Raw genomic sequence first — 18816 nt, 5'->3', positions numbered from 1 at the left:
CTGGGAATAGGCGAGGGAAGCACCTTAGTACCAGAGTTAGACCAAGTCAAAGACAAGAAATTGCAGAACGTTGCTTCCGGGGATGTAGTTGGTTATGACGTGCGTAGATCGCCGAAGATCGAGTCAGTTCGTGTCGGTTAACTGTGTAGGAACTCGTCCTTTCCTGATCAATGGGGCAGGACTGTGCGGCACCTCCCTGTGCCGTTCTTCCATCAGGCGTGGAGGCGCGCCGTCAGCTGGGAGAGGTCGCCGGACAGGCCGTGGAGGTGTTGGCTGGCGCCGTGGGTGCGCTGCACGTTCTGTTCGTTGGTGCTGGCGATGGCAGTGATCTCGGTGAGGTTGCGTGAGATGCCGCTGGAGAGAAAGTGGAAACAGCCGAGGGTGATCAGCAGGGGCAGCAATAGGCTGCCACCGAGCATGGTGAGGATCTGGCCGCGCAGGGAGCGTCGCAGGGACATGATGGTGCGCTTCAAGGAGAAAGGGGGTGATGTCGGCTCTCTACCAGACGGATATTGCAGTACGTCGGGCGCTATGCCGGCGCCAGCGCGGGGACCGCCAGGCGGGCCCCTACTCGATCGGCAAGGTAGAGGGGCGCTGAAGGCCGGATGTCGGGAGTTTGTGGGGTACGAAAGCGCCACGGGACCCTTGGTAGAGGGGCTTGCGTAGGGTGGACCACGCTTCATCGGTCCACCATCGGTGATGAGCATGGCGCCGCTGGTGGACATGAAAAACGATGTCCACCCTTGTGAGGTCAGGCCAGGTGGAGGTGGTTGTCCCAGAAGCTCGCCGGCAGTTGCAGCGGGGTGGCGGTGAACTCTGTGCCCCGGCAGTCGTAAAGGCGGCAGCGGCCCTGGCCGGAGGTGACCACGAAGCCGTCTTTCACCGCGCCGACGCCGGCACAGTCCGGCAGGGGCGCGTCCAGGCGCACGGCGCCGCTGTCCAGGTCCCAGATGAAGAAGCGATTGCCGCGCGGCGCGGTCAGGGCCACCAGGCGGAGCTCGTCGTGGATGGCGACGCTGGCGGTGTACTGGGTCATCGCCAGGCGCTGTTCCTCGTCCAGCGGGAAGGGCTGGAAGGGCTGGCCCGGACGCTTGATGGCGAGCAGGTCGGCGTGGTCGCTGGCCTCGCCCATGTACTGCTGTCCGGAGACTATGGTGCCGTCGGCGCCCACCGCCAAGTGGCGAATGCTGTTCATCTGTTGCGGCAGGGTTTCCTTCGACAGCAGGCTGCCATCGCGGCGCATCAGTACCAGGCTCGGCTCCATGGCGTCGAGGTTCATCTCCACTCGGCTTTCCGCCTCGGTGCGGATACCGCCGTTGGCCACCACCAGAGTCTCGCCGTCGGGCAACCATGCCGCCTGGTGCGGGCCCAGGCCGTGGGTGGGGACTTCGCCGGCATGGTGCAGCTGGCCGTCCTGGTAGTGGTACTGCCCGAGCACGCCACGGCCGGGGTCAGTGGTGTCGTTCTCGGTGGCGTAGAGCCATTCGCCCTCGCGGTGGAACACCCCGTGGCCGTAGAAGTGGCGGTTGGCCTGCGACTTGAGCGTCTGCAGCAGGCGGCCGTCGCGCAGGTCGACCAGGTAGCTCTCGGTGCCCGGCCGGCGGGCGACGAAGAGTGCCACCGGTTCGCTGGGGTGCTCGACTATGTCATGACAGCGCTGGGCGACCCGGGTGGCGAACACCTGGCTGCCGTCCAGGCGATAGCCCACGGCGTAGTGATGGCCGTCGGCATCGTCGCGAGCGGAGAGCAACAGGGGCGAGCCGTCGCCCCTGCGGCTGAGGGTCCAGCCGCCCAGGCCGACGGCGCCGAGCAGCAGGCTGGCAAGGGTGAGGACCTGGCGACGGAGCATCTCAGTCACCGTCGTTGGCGTTGAAGCCGAGCTGCACGCCGAGGGCCTTGGCCAGCTCGCCGGAATGCAGGCGCTGGACGCGGTCCAGGCTGTCGTAGAAGTCGTTCAGCTGTTTCAGGCCTTCTTCGCTGGCCAGCAGCTTGCCCAGAGGCTGCCCGAGGGCGTCGAGCTTGCCGCGGGATTCGGCGTAGGCCGCGTCGATCTTCTCGGCCAGGGCTTTCTGGTCATCGCCCAGCAGGCTGCGGATACCGTGCTGGTCGACGCCTTTCCACAAGCTTTCGGCACTGGCCAGGCTGGCGCCCAGGCTTTCCAGGGAGGAGTCGCTGCGCCAGCCGTCCGCCTGCATCGGCTGGGGCAGGCTCTTGGTCTGGCGGCCCATGGGGGTGCCGAGCTTTTTCTTCAGGGTGTCCAGGGCGGTGACCTGGACCCGCAGCAGTTCGGAGATGGCCTCGTGGGAGTCGGCGTAGCGCTGGTTGGGGAACTTGCTCAACTGGTCGAGCATGCCGTCCTTGCTGTTCCAGCGCGCGAGGATTTCCTCGGCCAGGCCCTTCTGGCGCTCGCCGATGGCCTCCAACAGCGGGCAGTAGCGGGCCTTCTGGGCGCTGTCGGCCATGTCCAGGTTGCTGTCGAAGAGGATGTATTCGTAGGCGGAGAGACCCTGCACGACCACGCTGGCCTTGGCCAGGGCGGCGGCGTCGACCTGAGGCTGGGCCTTGATTAGCTGCTCCACCTGGCGCCCGACCAGGTTCTTCTTGTCCGGCCAGAACTGCACCTGCCAGGCGCGGTTGCCTTCGGCCAGCGGGCCGACCATCAGCGGCTGCAACTCGGCCCAGGCTTTTTGCGCGGCGCGGAAATCGGCGCGCGCCTTGGCCAGGTCTTCCTTGCCGGAGCAGAAGGCCAGGGCGCTGCTGGCCAACTGGCGGTCCGCTTCGACCCAGCGGCTGTAGGTCGGCAGTATCACCTGCTTGGCCAGGGCGGCGGCGGTCTGCGCCTGCGGATCCTGCGGGGCGCAGGCCCCCAGGGCCAGGGCGGCGAGGCTGGTGAACAGCAGTTTCGGGCGGAACATGCGGAGCTCCTTATAGGGAATTCAGGAAGGCCAGCAGCGCGGCACGCTGCTGGGCGTCGTATTTCAGGACCTTCTGCTTCGCCGCCTCCGCTTCGCCGCCGTGCCAGAGGATGGCTTCCAGCAGGTCGCGCGCGCGGCCGTCGTGGAGGAACTGGGTATGGCCGTTCACCGTCTGGGTCAGGCCGATGCCCCAGAGCGGCGGGGTGCGCCAGTCGCGGCCGCCGGCCTGGAACTCGGCGCGGCCGTCGGCCAGGCCTTCGCCCATGTCATGGAGCAGCAGGTCGCTGTAGGGGCGGATCACCTGGTTGGCCAACTCGGGTTCGGCGGCGTCCGCCGCAGTGGTGAAACTGGGGGTATGGCAGGACTGGCAGCCGGCCTGGTGGAACAGGCCCTTGCCTTCCAGCACCTGCGGGTCTTCCACCTGGCGCCGCGCCGGCACGGCCAGGTTGCGGGTGTAGAAGAGCACCAGGGACAGGATGTTGTCGCTGACTTCCGGTTCGCCGCCATGCACCGCGGCCTTGCAGGCGGTCTGCGTCGCCGTGCAATCGTCCTGGGTCAGGTGCGTGGTAGTCAGGCCCATATCACCAGAGAAGGCGTGAAAATTCTGTTGATTCAGGTTCGGCTGGCCAGCCTTCCAACCGAAGCGGCCAAGCACCGTCTTGCCGGCGACATCGTCCCAGACCCAGTTGGCACGGCCGCGGATGCCGTTGCCATTGGCGTCGTCCGGGTCGGCATTGGCCAGCAGGGCGGCCTCGGGAATGGCTTCCAGCAGGCCCAGGCCGATCATGGGCGGGGCGATGCGGGCCGAGAACAGGGCGTTTGGGTGCATCTGGCCATAGCCGAGCTGGCTGATTTCCAGGCGCGGCTTGCGCAGCTCGACCCTGGTGCCATCGGCGAAGGTCATCGGTACTGGCTGGTAACTGACCCGCACCTTGCCTTCGGGAGCGACGCCGGGGATGGAGACATCCTGCAGCTGGCCGCCGTAAACCGGCTCCGGCACCACGCCCAGGCGCTCCAGCAGGCGCGCATGCTCGGCCGAGGCGTCGGCGGGAATCGACAGGCGCACCAGCATGGACACGGCATTGTTCGCCCCAGGCGCCGGCGGATGGCCGCGACCATCCTTCACGTGGCAGTTCTGGCAGGCGTTGGTGTTGAACAGTGGGCCCAGGCCATCGCGTGCAGTCGTGGTGGCGGGGGCGATCACCCAGGGGTTGCGGAAGAAACTGTTGCCGACGCTGAAGTCCAGCCGGCGCATCGGCGTGAGATTGGCCGAGGGCATGGAAAAGGCGTTCTGGTCGAACTGGCGTACGGTCGCCGCACCGCCGGACAGGTGTTCGCCGGGTTCGGCCTGGGTGAACCGCGGCGCGTCGTCACAGGCACTGAGGCCGAGGGCCAGCAGCAGGGGAGACAGGCGGCGAATGGCCGATGGAGCGAGCATTGGCGGGTTCCGGACGGCTGGAAAACAGGCGCGCAAGCTTATCAGGACGGGGGCGTTTGAATAAGAGGGATTTGCGTTTGGCTGTAGGGGCGAATTCATTCGCCAAGGGGTGCGAAGCGCCCCCATCAGGATGTCAGGGCAGGCCTGCGGCCTGCTTGGCGAATGAATTCGCCCCTACAAGGCATCAGCCCACAAAAAAGCGGATGCGGCACTAGGCCGCATCCGCTTCGTCCAACGCAGCGTTGATCAGAACTGGTGATCGGCGTTGTCCGGCTTCAGGTCGGTGATGCCGAGCTTGCCGGCGGCTTGCTCGATGGCACCGGTCTGCTTGACCAAGGAGGCGATGGCATCCCGCACCAGTTGCTGGCCGGCGGTGTTGTCGGCGGCTATCAGCTGGTCGAAGTGCATGTCCTTGTTGGCGCTGTCCACAAGGGCCTGCAGCTTGCCTTCGGTGGCTTCCAGGTCGGCCTTCAGGGTGGTGTCGGTCTGGGCGTCGACCTTGGTCACCAGGGAGGACAGGCTCGGGCCGGTCAGGGTGGTGCCGTCGACCTTCTTGTACTCGCCCAGGTAGACGTTGCGGATGCCCTTGCCGTTATAGAAGTGCGAGTTGTGGGTGTTGTCGCTGAAGCAGTCGTGCTCGTCTTCGGTGGAGTTGGCTTCCAGGGCGACCTTCATGCGCTCGCCAGCCAGTTCGCCGAGGGACAGGCTGCCCATGCCGAAGAGCATCTTGCGCAGGCCAGCGTCGGCCGGTTCGGCTTCCAGCTTGGCGCGGTAGTTGTCGGCAACGCCGGCTTTCCACTGGCCGACCATGTATTCCAGGTCGCTCACCAGCAGGTCGGTGGCGGCCTTCAGGTAGGCGCGACGGCGCTCGGTGTGACCACCCGTGGCGCCTTCGCCGACCACGAAGTCGGTGGCGGGACGATTGCCGGCGCCCGGGCCGGTGCCGTTCAGGTCCTGGCCCCAGAGGAGGAATTCGATGGCGTGGTAGCCAGTGGCGACGTTGGCTTCGGAACCGCCCAGCTCGTTCAGGCTGGCCAGTTTCTCGCCGGTAATCTCGGTGATGTCGATCTTGTCTTCGCCGACCTGGATGGTGGTGTTGGCGATGATGTTGGCAGTGGCGCCGGGGTTGCCCAGGGCATGCTGGTAGTCGCCCGCGACGTAGTCGATCAGGCCTTCGTCCAGCGGCCACGCGTTCTGCTGGCCTTCCCAGTCGTCGACCACCGGGTTGCCGAAGCGGAACACTTCGGTCTGCATGTAGGGCGCACGAGCGGCCAGCCAGGCTTCGCGGGCGGCCTTCAGGGTGTCGGCATCGGGCTTGGCGAGGAAGGCGTCAACGGCCTTTTGCAGGTTCACGGCGGTGCTGTGGGCATCGGTGAAGACCGCCAGGGCGAGGTCGGCGTAATGGGCGACGACCTTCTTGGCCTCGGCCTCGTCGACCTTGGCGGTTGCAGCCGGAGCCGGCGCAGTGCTGGTGGCGGCCGGGGCGGCGGCTTGCTGTGCGGCTTCTTTCTTGTCGTCACCGCAACCGGCGAGGGAGATGGCGACGGCGAGCAGGCTGGCGGTGGCCAGGGGCATACGAATCATGTGCGAGGTCCTTTGCTTCTGGGTGATGGCAATGTGAAGTTGCGCAACGTAAAACCGCGACATAATGCGAAAGATTTTCATTTTTGGAAAGCCGTTTTCGGGCGTTTTGCAGCAGCTGTGTGCAAGGTCTCCGCGGCATCGGCAAATTGCCATTAGAATCGCCAGGGCCCTTATGACCCGCAGCCTGAAGGAGAAGCCTGCATGAGTCTGACCAGCGTTGCCCTGATCGTGGTCCTGCTCCTCGTCGCCGCCTATGCGGTGGTCCTCTATAACGCTCTGGTGCGCCTCAAGCATGGAGTGGGCAAGGCCTGGTCGAACATCGAGGTGCTGCTCAAGCAGCGGCATGACGAGCTGCCCAAGCTGGTGGAGACCTGCAAGCAGTACATGCAGCACGAACGCACCACCCTGGAGCGGGTGATCGCCGCGCGCAACGCCGTGGCCAGTGCCCGCGAGAAAGGTGACATCGGTGCCCTCGGCCAGGCCGAGAGCGGCCTGCGTGCCGGCCTCGGGCAGCTCTTCGCCCTGGCGGAGAACTACCCGCAGCTCAAGGCCAATGAAAGCTTCCAGTTCCTCCAGCAGCGCATCAGCGGCCTGGAGAACGGTATCGCCGATCGCCGCGAGCTGTACAACGAGGCGGTGAACCTGAACAACGTGCGCATCGAACAGTTCCCGGACGTCATCATCGCGGGCCTGTTCGGCTTCAAGGCTGGGGAGCTGCTGGAGTTCAGCGAGGCCGAGAAGGCCGACGTCGATCTCAAGAGCCTGTTCGGCTGAGATGGCCGTGGACGTGGCCGGGCTGGCCATCAGCCTGGGGTTCAGCCTCGGCGCCTTTGCCGGCGGCGGCTGGTGGTGCCTGCGCCGCCTGGCCCAGGCGCGGCTGCTCCTGGATACCCCGACATCGAAGATCCGCTCGGCGGCCCAGGGCTATGTCGAGCTCTACGGCATGCTCCACCTGCATGGCGACGCACCCCTGGCCGCGCCGCTGACGGGTAAACCCTGCCTCTGGTGGCGCTACCGCATCGAGGAGTACAGCGAGAACGGCAAGAGCAAGAGCTGGCGGGTGGTGGACAGCGGCGTCAGCGATACCTGGCTGCGCCTGGCCGATGCAACCGGCGAATGCCTGATCGATCCGCGCGGCGCCGAGGTGCGTCCGGCCACCCGGGAAGTCTGGAAGGGCAGCTCGCGCCATCCGCGCGGGCTGGGCAGGAGCGGTTTGGGCTCCTGGATCGGCGGCGGCGAATACCGCTACACCGAGGAGCGCCTGCAGGCCGGGGAGCCGCTCTACGCCATCGGTGATTTCCACACCAGTGGCGGCGGCCGCCAGGGGTTGGACCTGGTGGCGGCCCAGGGCGCCGTGATCCGCGAATGGAAAGGTGATTTCTCCGGCCTGCTGACGCGCTTCGACAGCAATGGCGATGGTCAGCTGGACGAGGCCGAGTGGGGTCGCGTGCGCCTGGCCGCGCAGCTGGAAGCCGAAGACCGTCATCGCCGTACCAGCTCGGCGCCCGCCATGAACCATATGCGCCGCCCAGCCGAGTCCCAGCCTTTCCTCTTGGCCAGCCATGGTGAGGATGTGCTGGCCCGGCAGTTCCGCTGGCAGGCCCTGTTCGGCGCCGTGCTCTGCGTGGGTGGGGCGGTGGCGACCGTGTACCTGCTTCGGGCGACTGGGCTCTTGTAGGGTGGATCACGCTCCACCGATCCACCATCCTACGAGGACCTCAGGGTTTCAAAGCGTGGCGGGGTTCGAGGCCGCGTTGCTCAGGCGCCGGGCCTGCTTGAGGTAGAGGGTGAGTTCGCGGGCCGGGAGCGGCTTGCTGTAGAGGTAGCCCTGACCCTCGTTGCAGCCCTGGGCGATGATGTAGGCCTCCTGCTCGGCGGTTTCCACGCCTTCGGCTATTACCTGCATGTCCAGGTTGCGCGCCAGCTGGATGATGGCGCGGACTATGGTGGCGTCGTCCACGTCTTCCAGCACGTCCTGGACGAAGCTCTTGTCGATCTTGATCTTGTCCAGCGGCAGGCTCTTCAGGTAGCTCAGGGACGAGTAGCCGGTCCCGAAGTCATCGATCGCGATCAGCGCGCCGGAGCGGCGCAGGCTCAGCAGGTGCTGGGCGGCGGTGGAGATGTCTTCCATCAGGCCGGTTTCGGTGACTTCCATCTCCAGGCTGCGCTGGGGCAGGCGGTATACCTGCAGCAGGTTGTTCACTACCCGAGGCAGCTCGGCGTGATGCAGTTGCACGGTGGAGAGGTTGATGGCCATGCGCAGCTCGCTGAATCCCTGGTCGTGCCATTCGCGCAGCTGGCGGCAGGCCTGGTCGAGCACCCATTCACCGATGGGGATGATGGAGCCGTTCTGTTCGGCCAAGGGGATGAACAGGTCTGGCGGGACGAAGCCATGCTGCGGGTGCTGCCAGCGCAGCAGCGCCTCGACGCCCACCACGCGGTGGTCGCGATAGTCGACCTGCGGCTGGTAGACCAGGTGCATCTCGCCACGGTTGAGGGCTTCGCGCAGGTCCTTTTCCAGTTCGCGGCGGCGGCGCATCTCGCTGTCGACGCTGGCAATGTAGAACTGGTAGCGATTGCGCGAGCGGCTCTTGGCCAGGGTCATGGTCTGCTCGGCTTTCTGCAGCAGCTTCTCGGTGCTGTCGCCGTCCTCGGGGAAGAGGGTGATGCCGATGGTGGCGCGCAGGCGCACTTCCTGCTGTTCCAGGGAGAAGGGCACTTCCAGGTCGTCCAGGACGCTCTGGGCCAGTTCGGCGGCCTCGTAGGGCTGCTCGATATCGGCCTGGACCAGGGCGAACTGGTCGCCACCCAGGCGCGCCAGTGCACCCAGGCGGCCGCTGTGGCTGCGCAGGCGGTCGGCCAGGGCGATCAGCAGCTGGTCGCCGGTCTGGTAGCTGAACTGTTCGTTGACACCCTTGAAGTCGTCCAGGCCGACGCAGAGTACCGCCACGCGGCGCTGCAGGCGGCCGGCGTCTTCGAGGATCTGGTCGAGCTGCTGTTGCAGCTGCTGGCGATTGGGCAGGCCGGTGAGAAAGTCGTACTGGGCCATGCGCAGCAGGCTGTTCTCGGCTTCGCGGCGCAGGTGGGTGTTGCGTTCGATGGAGGCCAGCAGATCGTTGGCGGTGGTTATCCACAGGCCCAGCTCGTTCTTCTCGTTGCCCTTGAGCATGGGCAGCTTGTGTTCGCTGGGACGGTCGGGGTTGATGCTGGTCAGGTGCTCGATGATCTTCGACAGCGGCTTGGTCAGCAGCCAGTGGTAGACGAGATAGAGCACCAGGCCCATGGCCAGGGCGCGCAGCACGCCGGAGATGAAGATGATCACCGAGCTGGTGACGAAGTCTTCGCCATAGGGGGCGGTGTCGAGGGTGATGCTGAGGTCGCCGTAGTACTCGCTGTAGGGGCTGCGGCCGACCAGTTGGGTGGTGAACGTCTGCTCTTTGCCGAGGATGGGGTCAGTCAGCCAACGCGTGGGGAGCTCCATCAGCGGCCGGTCCTTCTCCGCCAGCATGGGCTCGTTGGGATGGCCGATGGAGGCCTGGCGCACCGATTCGTGCTGGAACAGGCCTTCGATCACCTGCATGCCCATCTCGCGGTCCAGGCTGTAGACGGCCTGGGTGGACGGGTCGCGGAACATGCCGAGGATCCGGTTGGCGTCGTTGGAAACGGCCTGACGGGTCTTGTAGATGTCGAACACGATCTGCGCACAGCTCAGCACCACCCCGACCACCAGAGCGGACAGCAGCACCACGCGCAGCAGCTTCAGTGACAAGCTGTGTTTGAGATCCAGCTTCAAATGGAGATTCCTTGTTCGATGCCGCCAGGCGTCAGACGGGTGTGAGTATTGGCAAACAGGCCTTGGCCGTCAAAGGGCCAGTATGTGAATGCCACTATTCATGGCGCCAGTTTTCCATCGTCACCCACGCTGCCAGCGCTTTCCTCCTTTCTATGTCGGTGCGAACCAGGCCGAGCTTGAGGGGTGTCCGACTATTTTTCCCGTATCGCGACAAGGCGACGAATGACGCCCAGAAATGAAGAAACCCGGCAATTGCCGGGTTTCCATGAAGCGCTGGAGCAGGTCTCAGGCTGCGTAGTTCTTGGCTACGAAGTCCCAGTTGACCAGGTTCCAGAAGGCCTCTACGTACTTCGGACGCAGGTTGCGGTAGTCGATGTAGTAGGCGTGTTCCCAGACGTCGCAGGTCAGCAGCGGGGTGTCGCCGCTGGTCAGCGGGCAGCCGGCGCCGATGGTGCTGGCCAGGGCCAGGGAGCCGTCAGCCTTCTTCACCAGCCAGGCCCAGCCGGAGCCGAAGGTGCCGATGGCGGTCTTGGTGAACTCTTCCTTGAACTTGTCGAAGGAACCGAAGGCGGCGTTGATGGCGTCAGCCAGGGCGCCGGTGGGTTGGCCACCGCCGTTGGGCTTCAGGCCATTCCAGTAGAAGGTGTGGTTCCAGATCTGGGCTGCGTTGTTGAAGATGCCGCCGGAGGAGGTCTTGATGATCTCTTCCAGGGTTTTACCTTCGAATTCGGTGCCCGGAACCAGGTTGTTCAGGTTCACCACATAGGCGTTGTGGTGCTTGCCGTAGTGGTATTCCAGGGTCTCGGCGGACAGGTGCGGCTCGAGAGCGTTCTTCTCGTAAGGCAGCGGCGGCAATTCGAAAGCCATGTCTATCTCCTTCATCAGGTCGGGATTTTTGCGCCAGGCGCGGGGCCGTTCACGGTCGGCCGAATGTGCGGCTGCGAGTTTGTACTCTTTATGGCCGCGAACTCCGGATCATAGCACCGGGGAGGGGGCATAACCACGCAGCAACTGTGTGGAAATGCCTGCGCCAGGGGCTCTGGCGCATCCCTGAAGATGGACCCGAGGAAGTCAGATTCCGTTCACCAATTGCGCTGCCATGCCGAACATCATCAGCGCTACCGCCAGGTCGAGCAGGCGCCAGGTAGCCGGCCGGGCCAGCCAGGGGGCGAGCCAGGCAGCACCCAGGGCGAGGGCGAAGAACCACACCAGCGACGCGCTGGCCGCGCCCAGGGCGTAGGCGCCGGGCACCGTCTGCTGGGCGCCGAGGGAGCCGATCAGCAGTACCGTGTCGAGGTAGACATGGGGATTGAGCAGGGTCACTGCCAGGGCTGCCAGCAGCACCGTCCGGCGCGAGCGCGGCCCGGTCTCGGCGGACTGGTCCAGGGTGCTCGGGCTCAGGGCGCGGCGCAGGGCCTGGACGCCGTACCAGAGCAGGAAGGCCACGCCGCCCCAGCGGGCGATGCCCAGCAACGTCGGGTTCTGCGCCAGGAGGGTAGCCAGGCCGAAGACCCCGGCGCTGACCAGAAGCGCGTCGCACAGCACGCAGAGCGCGGCCACCGGCAGGTGGTGTTCGCGGCGCAGGCTCTGGGCGAGAACGAAGGCGTTCTGTGCGCCGATGGCGATGATCAGGCCGGCGGCCATCAGCAGTCCGTTCAGGTAGCTCTGCCACATGGCCTTCACTCCGCCTGGGCGTTGGCCGCGAGGGCACGCAGGGTGGACAGGGCGCGCTCGGCATCCTTGCTGGCGACGAACAGGTGGTCGTGGAAATAGCCGGCGACCACATTGCAGCTGAGGCCCGCCTGCGCCAGGGCGCCGGCGAAGGTGGCGGTAAGGCCCACGGCGCTGAGGGATGAATGCACCTCCAGGGTGATCCAGGCGGCGCTGTAGTCGTAGGAAAGACCGAGGCGATCGGCCTCGCCGCGTTCCAGTATCACCGTCAGCCCCTCACGCTCACGGAAGCTGCCGAGGGGCGCGCTGCCTTCGAGCCGGGTCGCATCATCCAGGGTGCAGAACACGTATTCGCCGGGATTGAGCTGCGGCGACATGTTGCGGATCAGGGTGGAAAGGGTGGTTTCGCCGGCCATGGTGTTTCCTTCGGGATGATCGGTGGGATGTGGCGAGTCTGGGGCGCGACGATGTATAAGGAAAACGAATCATGCTGATCTCTCATTAGGAAAACTGATTTGTTCGACTACAAGTTGCTGTCCGCCCTGGCGGCGGTGGTGGAGCAGGGTGGTTTCGAGCGTGCGGCGCAGATCCTCGGGCTGTCACAGTCGGCGGTGTCACAGCGCATCAAGCTGCTGGAAGCGCGGGTCGGCCAGCCGGTGCTGGTGCGCGCCACGCCACCGGCGCCCACCGAGGTCGGCACCCGCCTGCTCAACCATGTGCAGCAGGTGCGCCTGCTGGAGCGGGACCTGCAGCGCCAGGTACCGGCCCTGGAAGAGGGCGGCATGCCGGAGCGCCTGCGCATCGCCCTCAACGCCGACAGCCTGGCCACCTGGTGGGCCGCCGCGGTGGGGGACTTCTGCGCCGAGCAGCAGGTGCAGATGGAGTTGGTGGTGGAAGACCAGGAGGTGGGGCTCAAGCGCATGCGGGCTGGCGAGGTGGCGGCCTGCGTCTGCGGCGCCGAGCGCCCGGTGGCCGGCGCCCGCAGCCTGCCCCTGGGCGCCATGCGCTACCGCGCCCTGGCCAGCCCGGCTTTTATCGAGCGGCACTTTCCACGGGGAGTGACGGCGGCGGCCCTGGCCCGCTCGCCGGCGATCGTCTTCGGCCCGGATGACCTCCTGCAGCATCGTTATCTGGCGGAGTTGGGTGTCGAGGGTGGCTTCATCCACCACCTCTGCCCCTCGTCCGAAGGCTTCGTGCGTTTGACCGAAGGCGGCCTGGGCTGGGGCCTGGTGCCCGAGCAGCAGGTCGGTGCCCAGCTGGCGCGGGGTGAACTCCAGGAACTGATCCCCGACCATCCCATCGACGTGCCGCTCTACTGGCACCACTGGCGTCACGGGGGTGAATTGCTGGGCCTGCTCACCGACCAGCTGGCTCGGGCCGCCGGCCGCTGGCTGGTGCCGTTGCCGCGCTGAAGCGGGCCTGGACCGGGGGTGCGCCGGCGCACCCTACTGGCTGATGCGAATCGACCCCGAGCCCGGCAACTGCTCCACGCAACGCTCGCCCAGCAGGCGCGACGGCGTGAAGTAGCCACCTTCACCCTGGTAGTCGAGTAGATGGCGCACCGTGAACAGCACGCCGTGCACGGTCACCTGATAGCCATTGGCGGTCTCCAGGTGCGCGGTGCGCCGATCGCCGGCGGCGTTGCGCGCCTCGCCCCAGACCCAGGTGGGTCGGCGGGCGCGCATCGTCTCGTCAGGTCCGCCTAGGTGCCTTGCGGCCAGTCCCTTCAGCCAGTCCTGCGCCCAGGTAGCGGCCAGCAGAGCGCGCAGCGGATCGGCCAGGCGCATGCCCAATGCCAAGGGCACAGGGGCCGGCAGGTAGACCTCGATATTGGGTATGCCGGTGGAATAGAAGGCGGTGGCCACATCCCCCCAGGGAATGGTCATGGCGGATTTCAGGCCGCGGCCGAAGTCGATCTCGCGGCGCCTGTGACCCAGGGGCACCGGGCGCAGGCGGCCGTTCTCACGCACCTGTCCACCCATGGCCAGGGCTTCGACGCTGGTCTTGGCGGTGCCCGGCGAGAGCCCGCTGTCGGAGTCGAACCCCAGCGCCAGGTGCGTGGCGTCGGGCAGGGCCGCCTTGAGGCAAGCGGCCAGGCAATCGGTCGGGATGACGTCGAAACCCGCGCCGGGGCAGATCACGATGCCGGCACGCCGGGCTGCCGCGTCCTGGGCATGGGCGAGGGCGAACACCGTGATCTCGCCGGTGATGTCCAGGTAGTGGGTTCCGCTCGCCAGGCAGGCCTGGATCATCGGCGTGCTGGTTGCGGAGAAGGGGCCGGCGCAGTGGGCGACCACATCGATGCCGTCGAGGCGTTCGGCGACGTGCGCGGGGTCGTGCAGGTCGAAGACCCGCGTCGGCAGGCCGAGGCGGCTGCCCAGGGCTTCGACCTTGGCCGGGTCGCGCCCGGCGAGGACCGGCAGCATTCCTTGTCGCAGGGCTTCCTCGGCCACCAGCTGGCCGGTGTAGCCGTAGGCGCCATAGATCATCCAGGTGTTCTTGCTCACTGCGCCTTCCTTCGGTTGTGCATGAGCTGACAAAGGTAGCCCATGCGCTCGGGCCTGGCGGGAACGATGGCGGGGGATAGCGTTCAGAGTCGTTCTATTGGCTCGCGATGCCACCCCGTGAAAGCAGAGGTGCTGCTAGAGTCGCGGGCATCACGAGGCGTACCGAGGGGCTATTGATGAAGATTCTGGTGACGGGGGCGAGTGGGTTCATCGGTGGGCGTTTCGCCCGCTTCGCCCTGGAGCAGGGGCTGGCCGTGCGCGTCAACGGCCGCCGTCCCGAGGGGGTGGAGCATCTGGTGAAGCGTGGCGCCGACTTCGTCCAGGGCGACCTGTCCGATCCCGAGCTGACGCAGCGCCTCTGCCAGGATGTCGAAGCCGTGGTGCATTGCGCCGGAGCCGTGGGCGTGTGGGGCAAGTACGAGCACTTCCACCAGGCTAATGTGCAGGTCACCGAAAATGTGGTCGAAGCCTGCCTGAAGCAGCGAGTGCGACGCCTGCTGCACTTGTCGTCGCCTTCCATCTATTTCGACGGCAATTCCCATGTCGGCGTGACTGAGGAACAGGTGCCCAAGCGCTTTTCCGATCACTACGGCGCGACCAAGTACCTGGCCGAGCAGAAGGTCTTCGCGGCGGCGGAGTTCGGCCTCGAAGTCATGGCCTTTCGCCCGCGCTTCGTCACCGGCGCCGGCGATACCAGCATCTTCCCGCGGCTGATCGCCATGCAGCGCAAGGGCCGCCTGAAGATCATCGGCAACGGCCTGAACAAGGTCGACTTCACCAGCGTGCAGAACCTCAACGACGCTCTCTTCAGCGGGCTGCTGGCCGCCAGCCCGGCGCTGGGGCAGGTCTACAACATCAGCAATGGCCGGCCGGTGCCGATCTGGGACGTGATCAACTACGTGTTTCGCAAACTCGGCGAGCCCCAGGTGACCCGACACGTCCCCTATGGGCTGGCCTACACTGCCGCATTGCTCAACGAGTCGGCCTGCAAGCTGCTGCCCGGACGGCCGGAGCCTTCGCTCTACCGCCTGGCCGTGGCGGTGATGGCCAAGGACTTCTCCCTGGATATCAGCCGCGCGCGACAGTACCTGGACTACGACCCGCAGGTGAGCGTCTGGACGGCGCTGGACGAGTTCTGTGCCTGGTGGGGCGCACAGAATCCTTAGCCGCGCAGGGGACCGGCGTACTGGGTGTACTTGCGCACCAGTTCCTCTTCGCTGAGCACCGGCGGTTTCAGGCGCACGCCGGTCAAGGTGCTGAGGTGCTCGCCCAGCTCGCGGGTCGCATCGCACTGCGACCCGGCGCAGGCGTTGAGCATGGACAGGATGGCGTCGGGCTGGCTGAGGCGGATATCCACAGCCTGTTCGTCACGCAGCTGGCGCCGCAGGGACTGCATGCAATCCAGCACAGCCTTGGTCAGTTCCACTCCTTCTTCCCCCATGGTCGAAGAGCGCACCGTTCCCTTCGTCCTGAAGGGCTCGGAGCTTGCCGGAGCCAAATGCTCCGCCTTGTGTCTTCCTGGCATGGCCCCGTACCGGGGCTGGCAACTGGCTAGCAAGCCTCGTACCAAGCTCTGACCCCCGGAACCGCTGGGCTTCAGCGAGGTCAATCGAGAGGTATCGCTCCCGTCCGGTGCAACCCGCACCGCCTTGGCGCGACGCTGAAGAGCGCCGTGCGAACCGGTATACTGCCGGCCATCAGCGGTTCTGTTTTCTCTCCAAAGGTTCCCCAATGCGCAACGATGCTCTCGACGAAGTGGATGACGTTCCCAGCTTGACCACCGATTCCCGCGATCGCGACGAGTTCGGCCATCACCCGGCTCCCGAGCCCGTGTTGCGGCACAACGGCAACGGCTATGCCACGGTCGCCCCCAAAGTCCGCAATGTCAGCACCGGTCCGCTCTGGGCGCTGGTGGTGGCGCTCCTGGTCGCCCTTTGTGGCCTGGGCTGGTGGAGCTTCCAGCAGATCAACCTGATGGAGCAGCAACTGGTAGCGACCCAGGAAAGCTTTGCCCGTATCAGCGAAGAGGCCGCCGGCCGCATCCAGGATATCAGCGGCAAGGTGGTGGCCACCGAATCCAATGTCACCAGCGGCAGCGAGTCCATGAAGCTGCAGATCAAGCAGCTGCAGGCCAGGGTGGCCGAGCTGGGCAAACAACAGCAGAACGCCAGCGCGCAATTGGGTAGCCAGGGCAAGCGCGTCGACCAGTTGGCCACCGACCTCAAGGCCCAGCAGGGCGCTGCCAGCCAGCTGGGCGGCAAGCTCGACGGACTGGGCGGCAAGATCGATGGCCTGGCTGCCGAGCAGGCCAGATTGAAGGCCGGCCAAGGCGACATCGCCCAGTTCGACAGCCGTCTGAAGGGGCTGGCTAGTGATATCGAGGCGCTGAAGAAGCAGGGCAATCCGAATCAGGCGATCCGGAGCCTGGAGCAGGACCTGCTGGTGCTGCGCAGCGAACTGGACAATCGCCCGGCGGCCAGCACCAACACCGCCGAATTCGACGCCTTCCGCGCCCAGATGACCCGCAACATCAGCACCCTGCAGAGCCAGATGCAGAACCTGCAGCAGCAGCTCGACATGCGCTGAGGTATCGAGGCTGGACGAGAAGCCCCCAGGCTGTGATGGCCCGGGGGCTTTTTCGTTATGGGCCAGCCTGCCTTACACCCAGGCGCCATTCCCGTACATGCGGACGCCCGGCCCTTGCGGCTCTGTACTGTAAAGTCCAAGATGGACATATTGTTTATTTCCTGCCCAGGGAGCGTCTCCATGTCCAGCACCCCGCCTCTCATCATCCAGCACGCCGAAGCCCGCCGTCTGCTCCAGCAGGTGGACGTGCATCAGGCCATGCGCCGCATGTTTCTGGACCTCGCCGCAGGCGAAGCCCTGCAGCCGGCCCAGCAACTGGTGGAGTTTCCCCACGCCGCCGGCGACTTCATCAACTACCTCGGCGTGCTGGCCAAGGAGCATGTCTACGGGGTCAAGACCTCGCCCTATATCAAGACGCCCGATGACGCCCTGGTCACCGCCTGGACCCTGTTGATGTCCATGGACAGCGGCCAGCCGCTGCTGCTTTGCGATGCCGGCGAGCTAACCACCGCCCGCACCGCCGCCACCACGGCCGTGGCGGTCGAGGTCCTGGCACCCGAGCAGGCGCGCACCCTCGCCGTGATTGGCAGCGGCCCGGTGGCCCGCGCCCACCTGCATTACGTGAAAGGCCTGCGCGACTGGCAGCGCATCGCCGTCTTCTCGCCAGCCCTCGTCGCGGATGCCGAGACCCAGGCCCAGTTGCGCGCCCAGGACCCGCGCGTCGAGATCGCCTCCAGCCTGGAAACAGCGGTGAACGATGCAGACGTGGTGATGCTTTGCACCTCTTCCGCCGGCCCGGTGCTGGACCCGCGCAGCCTGGCCAGGCCGGCGCTGGTCACCTCCATCAGCACCAACGCCCCGCGCGCCCATGAAGTCCCGCCCGAGGCCCTGGGCGAGATGGATGTCTATTGCGACTACCGCGCCACTACGCCGGGCTCAGCCGGTGAGATGGTGCTGGCCGCCGAACGCCACGGCTGGAGCCGAGAGGCCATCCGTGGCGACTTGCCCGGACTGGTCAGCGGCAGCGCCCCGCGCCCGGACTACCGCCGTCCGGTATTCTTCCGCTCCATCGGTCTCGGCCTGGAAGACATGGCCCTGGCCAACGCCCTCTATCAACTGCTGCGCCAAGGACAGTGAGGCATTCCATGAACCAGGCTGACTTCATCATCATCGGCGCCGGAATCGCCGGCGCCTCCACCGGTTACTGGCTGTCGCGCCACGGTCGCGTGCTGGTGCTGGAACGCGAAGAGCACGCCGGCTACCACTCCACCGGGCGCTCCGCCGCACTCTATACCGTGGCCTACGGCACGCCCCAGGTACGCGCCCTGACCGCCGCCAGCCGCGCATTCTTCGACGCGCCTCCGGAGGGATTCAGCGAACACCCGCTGCTCACCCCGCGCGGCGAGATGGTGGTGGACTTCACCGGCGACCCCGAAGAGCTGCAACGCCAGTTCGACAGCGCCCTCGAAAGTGTGGCCAACATGCAGATGCTTAGCGCCGATGAAGCCTGCGCGCTGGTGCCGGTACTGCGCCGCGACAAGGTCCAGGGCGCCATGCTCGATCCCAGCGCCGCCGACATCGACACCGACGCCCTGCACCAGGGATACCTGCGCGGCATTCGTCGCAACGGTGGACAGGTACAGCTCAGCTGCGAAGTCACCGCCATCCAGCGCCAGGGCGAGCAATGGCAGGTCAGCACCAGCCAGGGCGTATTCCAGGCGCCGGTGCTGGTCAATTCCGCCGGCGCCTGGTGCGATCAACTCGCCGGCCTGGCTGGTGTTCGCCCCCTGGGCCTGCAGCCCAAGCGCCGCGCCGCCTTTATCTTCGCGCCGCCGGAAGGTGTGGATGTGCACCAGTGGCCGGCGCTGGTGAGCCTGGACGAATCCTTCTACTTCAAGCCCGACGCCGGCATGCTGCTGGGATCGCCGGCCAATGCCGATCCGGTGGAGTCCCATGACGTGCAGCCCGAAGAGCTGGATATCGCGCTGGGCATCTATCAGATCGAAGAGCACACCAGCATGAGCATCCGCCGCCCCGCGCGGGTGTGGGCCGGGCTGCGCTCCTTCTTCCCCGATGGCGACCTGGTCTCCGGCTACGACCCGCGCACACCGGGCTTCTACTGGGTCGCGGGGCAGGGCGGCTACGGCATTCAGACCTCCGCCGCCATGGGCGAGGCCAGCGCCTGCCTGATCCTGCACCAGCCGCTGCCGGAGCACCTCACCCGCTTCGGCCTGAACGAGGCCATGCTTTCCCCCGTGCGGCTGGGGTGACGACGCAGGTGCTTTGCGCCAAACTCGCAGCGCCGGTGCCTACGCCCGGCGC

Annotated in this window: 18 protein-coding genes; 7 read left to right on the top strand and 11 right to left on the bottom strand. The window is 66.3% G+C overall.

All coding sequences use genetic code 11. From position 1 onward, the window contains the following. Positions 1–212: 212 nt before the first annotated feature. The 5 genes from E8F12_RS13590 to E8F12_RS13570 all read right to left on the bottom strand — a co-directional run bounded on the left by E8F12_RS13590 (position 213) and on the right by E8F12_RS13570 (position 5937). Positions 213–458, bottom strand: a complete 246-nt coding sequence (locus tag E8F12_RS13590) for a hypothetical protein (protein WP_280325926.1) — start codon at positions 456–458, stop codon at positions 213–215. A 293-nt stretch (positions 459–751) separates the two neighbouring features. Next, the gene (locus E8F12_RS13585; RefSeq protein ID WP_280325780.1) at positions 752–1849 is read right to left on the bottom strand and encodes a DUF1513 domain-containing protein; all 1098 of its coding nucleotides are present in this window, start codon (positions 1847–1849) and stop codon (positions 752–754) included. A 1-nt stretch (position 1850) separates the two neighbouring features. Continuing rightward, positions 1851–2915 (bottom strand): imelysin family protein, encoded by a 1065-nt coding sequence (locus E8F12_RS13580; RefSeq protein ID WP_280325779.1) that lies wholly within the window; start codon positions 2913–2915, stop codon positions 1851–1853. 10 nt (positions 2916–2925) lie between these two features. Continuing rightward, complete coding sequence (locus tag E8F12_RS13575) at positions 2926–4353, bottom strand: di-heme oxidoredictase family protein (protein WP_280325778.1); 1428 nt, start codon at positions 4351–4353, stop codon at positions 2926–2928. Positions 4354–4599: 246 nt separating this feature from the next. Beyond that, positions 4600–5937: an imelysin family protein gene (locus E8F12_RS13570; protein WP_280325776.1), complete on the bottom strand. Its 1338-nt coding sequence runs from the start codon at positions 5935–5937 to the stop codon at positions 4600–4602. A 201-nt stretch (positions 5938–6138) separates the two neighbouring features. Between E8F12_RS13570 and E8F12_RS13565 the strand changes: the two genes are divergently transcribed. Continuing rightward, positions 6139–6711, top strand: a complete 573-nt coding sequence (locus E8F12_RS13565; protein WP_280325775.1) for a LemA family protein — start codon at positions 6139–6141, stop codon at positions 6709–6711. Between the two features lies 1 nt (position 6712). Continuing rightward, complete coding sequence (locus E8F12_RS13560) at positions 6713–7615, top strand: GIDE domain-containing protein (RefSeq protein ID WP_280325774.1); 903 nt, start codon at positions 6713–6715, stop codon at positions 7613–7615. A 48-nt stretch (positions 7616–7663) separates the two neighbouring features. Here E8F12_RS13560 and E8F12_RS13555 read toward each other — a convergent pair whose 3' ends face one another. The 4 genes from E8F12_RS13555 to E8F12_RS13540 all read right to left on the bottom strand — a co-directional run bounded on the left by E8F12_RS13555 (position 7664) and on the right by E8F12_RS13540 (position 11817). After that, the gene (locus E8F12_RS13555; RefSeq protein ID WP_280325773.1) at positions 7664–9730 is read right to left on the bottom strand and encodes a GGDEF domain-containing phosphodiesterase; all 2067 of its coding nucleotides are present in this window, start codon (positions 9728–9730) and stop codon (positions 7664–7666) included. 285 nt (positions 9731–10015) lie between these two features. Next, positions 10016–10597 (bottom strand): superoxide dismutase [Fe], encoded by a 582-nt coding sequence (gene sodB / locus E8F12_RS13550; protein ID WP_280290364.1) that lies wholly within the window; start codon positions 10595–10597, stop codon positions 10016–10018. Between the two features lie 204 nt (positions 10598–10801). Next, a complete protein-coding gene (locus tag E8F12_RS13545; protein WP_280325772.1) occupies positions 10802–11404 on the bottom strand; it encodes a LysE/ArgO family amino acid transporter in 603 nt (200 codons plus the stop codon). Positions 11405–11409: 5 nt separating this feature from the next. Continuing rightward, positions 11410–11817, bottom strand: a complete 408-nt coding sequence (locus tag E8F12_RS13540) for an ACT domain-containing protein (protein ID WP_280325771.1) — start codon at positions 11815–11817, stop codon at positions 11410–11412. 99 nt (positions 11818–11916) lie between these two features. On the opposite strand from E8F12_RS13540, the gene E8F12_RS13535 reads away from it, so the two are divergent. Then, positions 11917–12813: a LysR family transcriptional regulator ArgP gene (locus tag E8F12_RS13535; RefSeq protein ID WP_280325770.1), complete on the top strand. Its 897-nt coding sequence runs from the start codon at positions 11917–11919 to the stop codon at positions 12811–12813. Positions 12814–12846: 33 nt separating this feature from the next. On the opposite strand, the gene E8F12_RS13530 is transcribed toward E8F12_RS13535, so the two are convergent. Next, on the bottom strand, positions 12847–13890 hold the full coding sequence (locus E8F12_RS13530; RefSeq protein WP_280325921.1) for a saccharopine dehydrogenase NADP-binding domain-containing protein: 1044 nt from the start codon (positions 13888–13890) through the stop codon (positions 12847–12849). 194 nt (positions 13891–14084) lie between these two features. Between E8F12_RS13530 and E8F12_RS13525 the strand changes: the two genes are divergently transcribed. Then, positions 14085–15074 (top strand): NAD-dependent epimerase/dehydratase family protein, encoded by a 990-nt coding sequence (locus E8F12_RS13525; protein ID WP_280325769.1) that lies wholly within the window; start codon positions 14085–14087, stop codon positions 15072–15074. Here E8F12_RS13525 and E8F12_RS13520 read toward each other — a convergent pair. Further along, positions 15071–15334 (bottom strand): hypothetical protein, encoded by a 264-nt coding sequence (locus E8F12_RS13520; RefSeq protein WP_280325768.1) that lies wholly within the window; start codon positions 15332–15334, stop codon positions 15071–15073. The two genes, E8F12_RS13525 and E8F12_RS13520, sit on opposite strands and share 4 nt — an antisense overlap. 305 nt (positions 15335–15639) lie before the next feature. Between E8F12_RS13520 and E8F12_RS13515 the strand changes: the two genes are divergently transcribed. From E8F12_RS13515 to E8F12_RS13505, 3 genes are all read left to right on the top strand, one after another. Beyond that, entirely contained in the window at positions 15640–16494 is an 855-nt protein-coding gene (locus tag E8F12_RS13515; RefSeq protein WP_280325767.1) for an ATPase, read from the top strand. A gap of 180 nt (positions 16495–16674) precedes the next feature. Next, on the top strand, positions 16675–17631 hold the full coding sequence (locus tag E8F12_RS13510; protein WP_280325766.1) for an ornithine cyclodeaminase family protein: 957 nt from the start codon (positions 16675–16677) through the stop codon (positions 17629–17631). Positions 17632–17639: 8 nt separating this feature from the next. Continuing rightward, positions 17640–18764: an FAD-binding oxidoreductase gene (locus E8F12_RS13505; RefSeq protein WP_280325765.1), complete on the top strand. Its 1125-nt coding sequence runs from the start codon at positions 17640–17642 to the stop codon at positions 18762–18764. Positions 18765–18816: the final 52 nt, after the last annotated feature.

Source organism: Pseudomonas sp. BN102 (genome assembly GCF_029871245.1).
Lineage (GTDB): Bacteria > Pseudomonadota > Gammaproteobacteria > Pseudomonadales > Pseudomonadaceae > Metapseudomonas.
This window is presented reverse-complemented; position numbering and strand designations above follow the sequence as displayed.

Excerpts from the sequence above, each read along its gene's own strand:
- E8F12_RS13590 (WP_280325926.1), bottom strand. The coding sequence starts at position 458 with ATGTCCCTGCGACGCTCCCTGCGCGGCCAGATCCTCACCATGCTCGGT.
- E8F12_RS13585 (WP_280325780.1), bottom strand. The coding sequence starts at position 1,849 with ATGCTCCGTCGCCAGGTCCTCACCCTTGCCAGCCTGCTGCTCGGCGCC.
- E8F12_RS13580 (WP_280325779.1), bottom strand. The coding sequence starts at position 2,915 with ATGTTCCGCCCGAAACTGCTGTTCACCAGCCTCGCCGCCCTGGCCCTG.
- E8F12_RS13575 (WP_280325778.1), bottom strand. The coding sequence starts at position 4,353 with ATGCTCGCTCCATCGGCCATTCGCCGCCTGTCTCCCCTGCTGCTGGCC.
- E8F12_RS13570 (WP_280325776.1), bottom strand. The coding sequence starts at position 5,937 with ATGATTCGTATGCCCCTGGCCACCGCCAGCCTGCTCGCCGTCGCCATC.
- E8F12_RS13565 (WP_280325775.1), top strand. The coding sequence starts at position 6,139 with ATGAGTCTGACCAGCGTTGCCCTGATCGTGGTCCTGCTCCTCGTCGCC.
- E8F12_RS13560 (WP_280325774.1), top strand. The coding sequence starts at position 6,713 with ATGGCCGTGGACGTGGCCGGGCTGGCCATCAGCCTGGGGTTCAGCCTC.
- sodB (WP_280290364.1), bottom strand. The coding sequence starts at position 10,597 with ATGGCTTTCGAATTGCCGCCGCTGCCTTACGAGAAGAACGCTCTCGAG.
- E8F12_RS13545 (WP_280325772.1), bottom strand. The coding sequence starts at position 11,404 with ATGTGGCAGAGCTACCTGAACGGACTGCTGATGGCCGCCGGCCTGATC.
- E8F12_RS13540 (WP_280325771.1), bottom strand. The coding sequence starts at position 11,817 with ATGGCCGGCGAAACCACCCTTTCCACCCTGATCCGCAACATGTCGCCG.
- E8F12_RS13530 (WP_280325921.1), bottom strand. The coding sequence starts at position 13,890 with ATGATCTATGGCGCCTACGGCTACACCGGCCAGCTGGTGGCCGAGGAA.
- E8F12_RS13525 (WP_280325769.1), top strand. The coding sequence starts at position 14,085 with ATGAAGATTCTGGTGACGGGGGCGAGTGGGTTCATCGGTGGGCGTTTC.
- E8F12_RS13515 (WP_280325767.1), top strand. The coding sequence starts at position 15,640 with ATGCGCAACGATGCTCTCGACGAAGTGGATGACGTTCCCAGCTTGACC.
- E8F12_RS13510 (WP_280325766.1), top strand. The coding sequence starts at position 16,675 with ATGTCCAGCACCCCGCCTCTCATCATCCAGCACGCCGAAGCCCGCCGT.
- E8F12_RS13505 (WP_280325765.1), top strand. The coding sequence starts at position 17,640 with ATGAACCAGGCTGACTTCATCATCATCGGCGCCGGAATCGCCGGCGCC.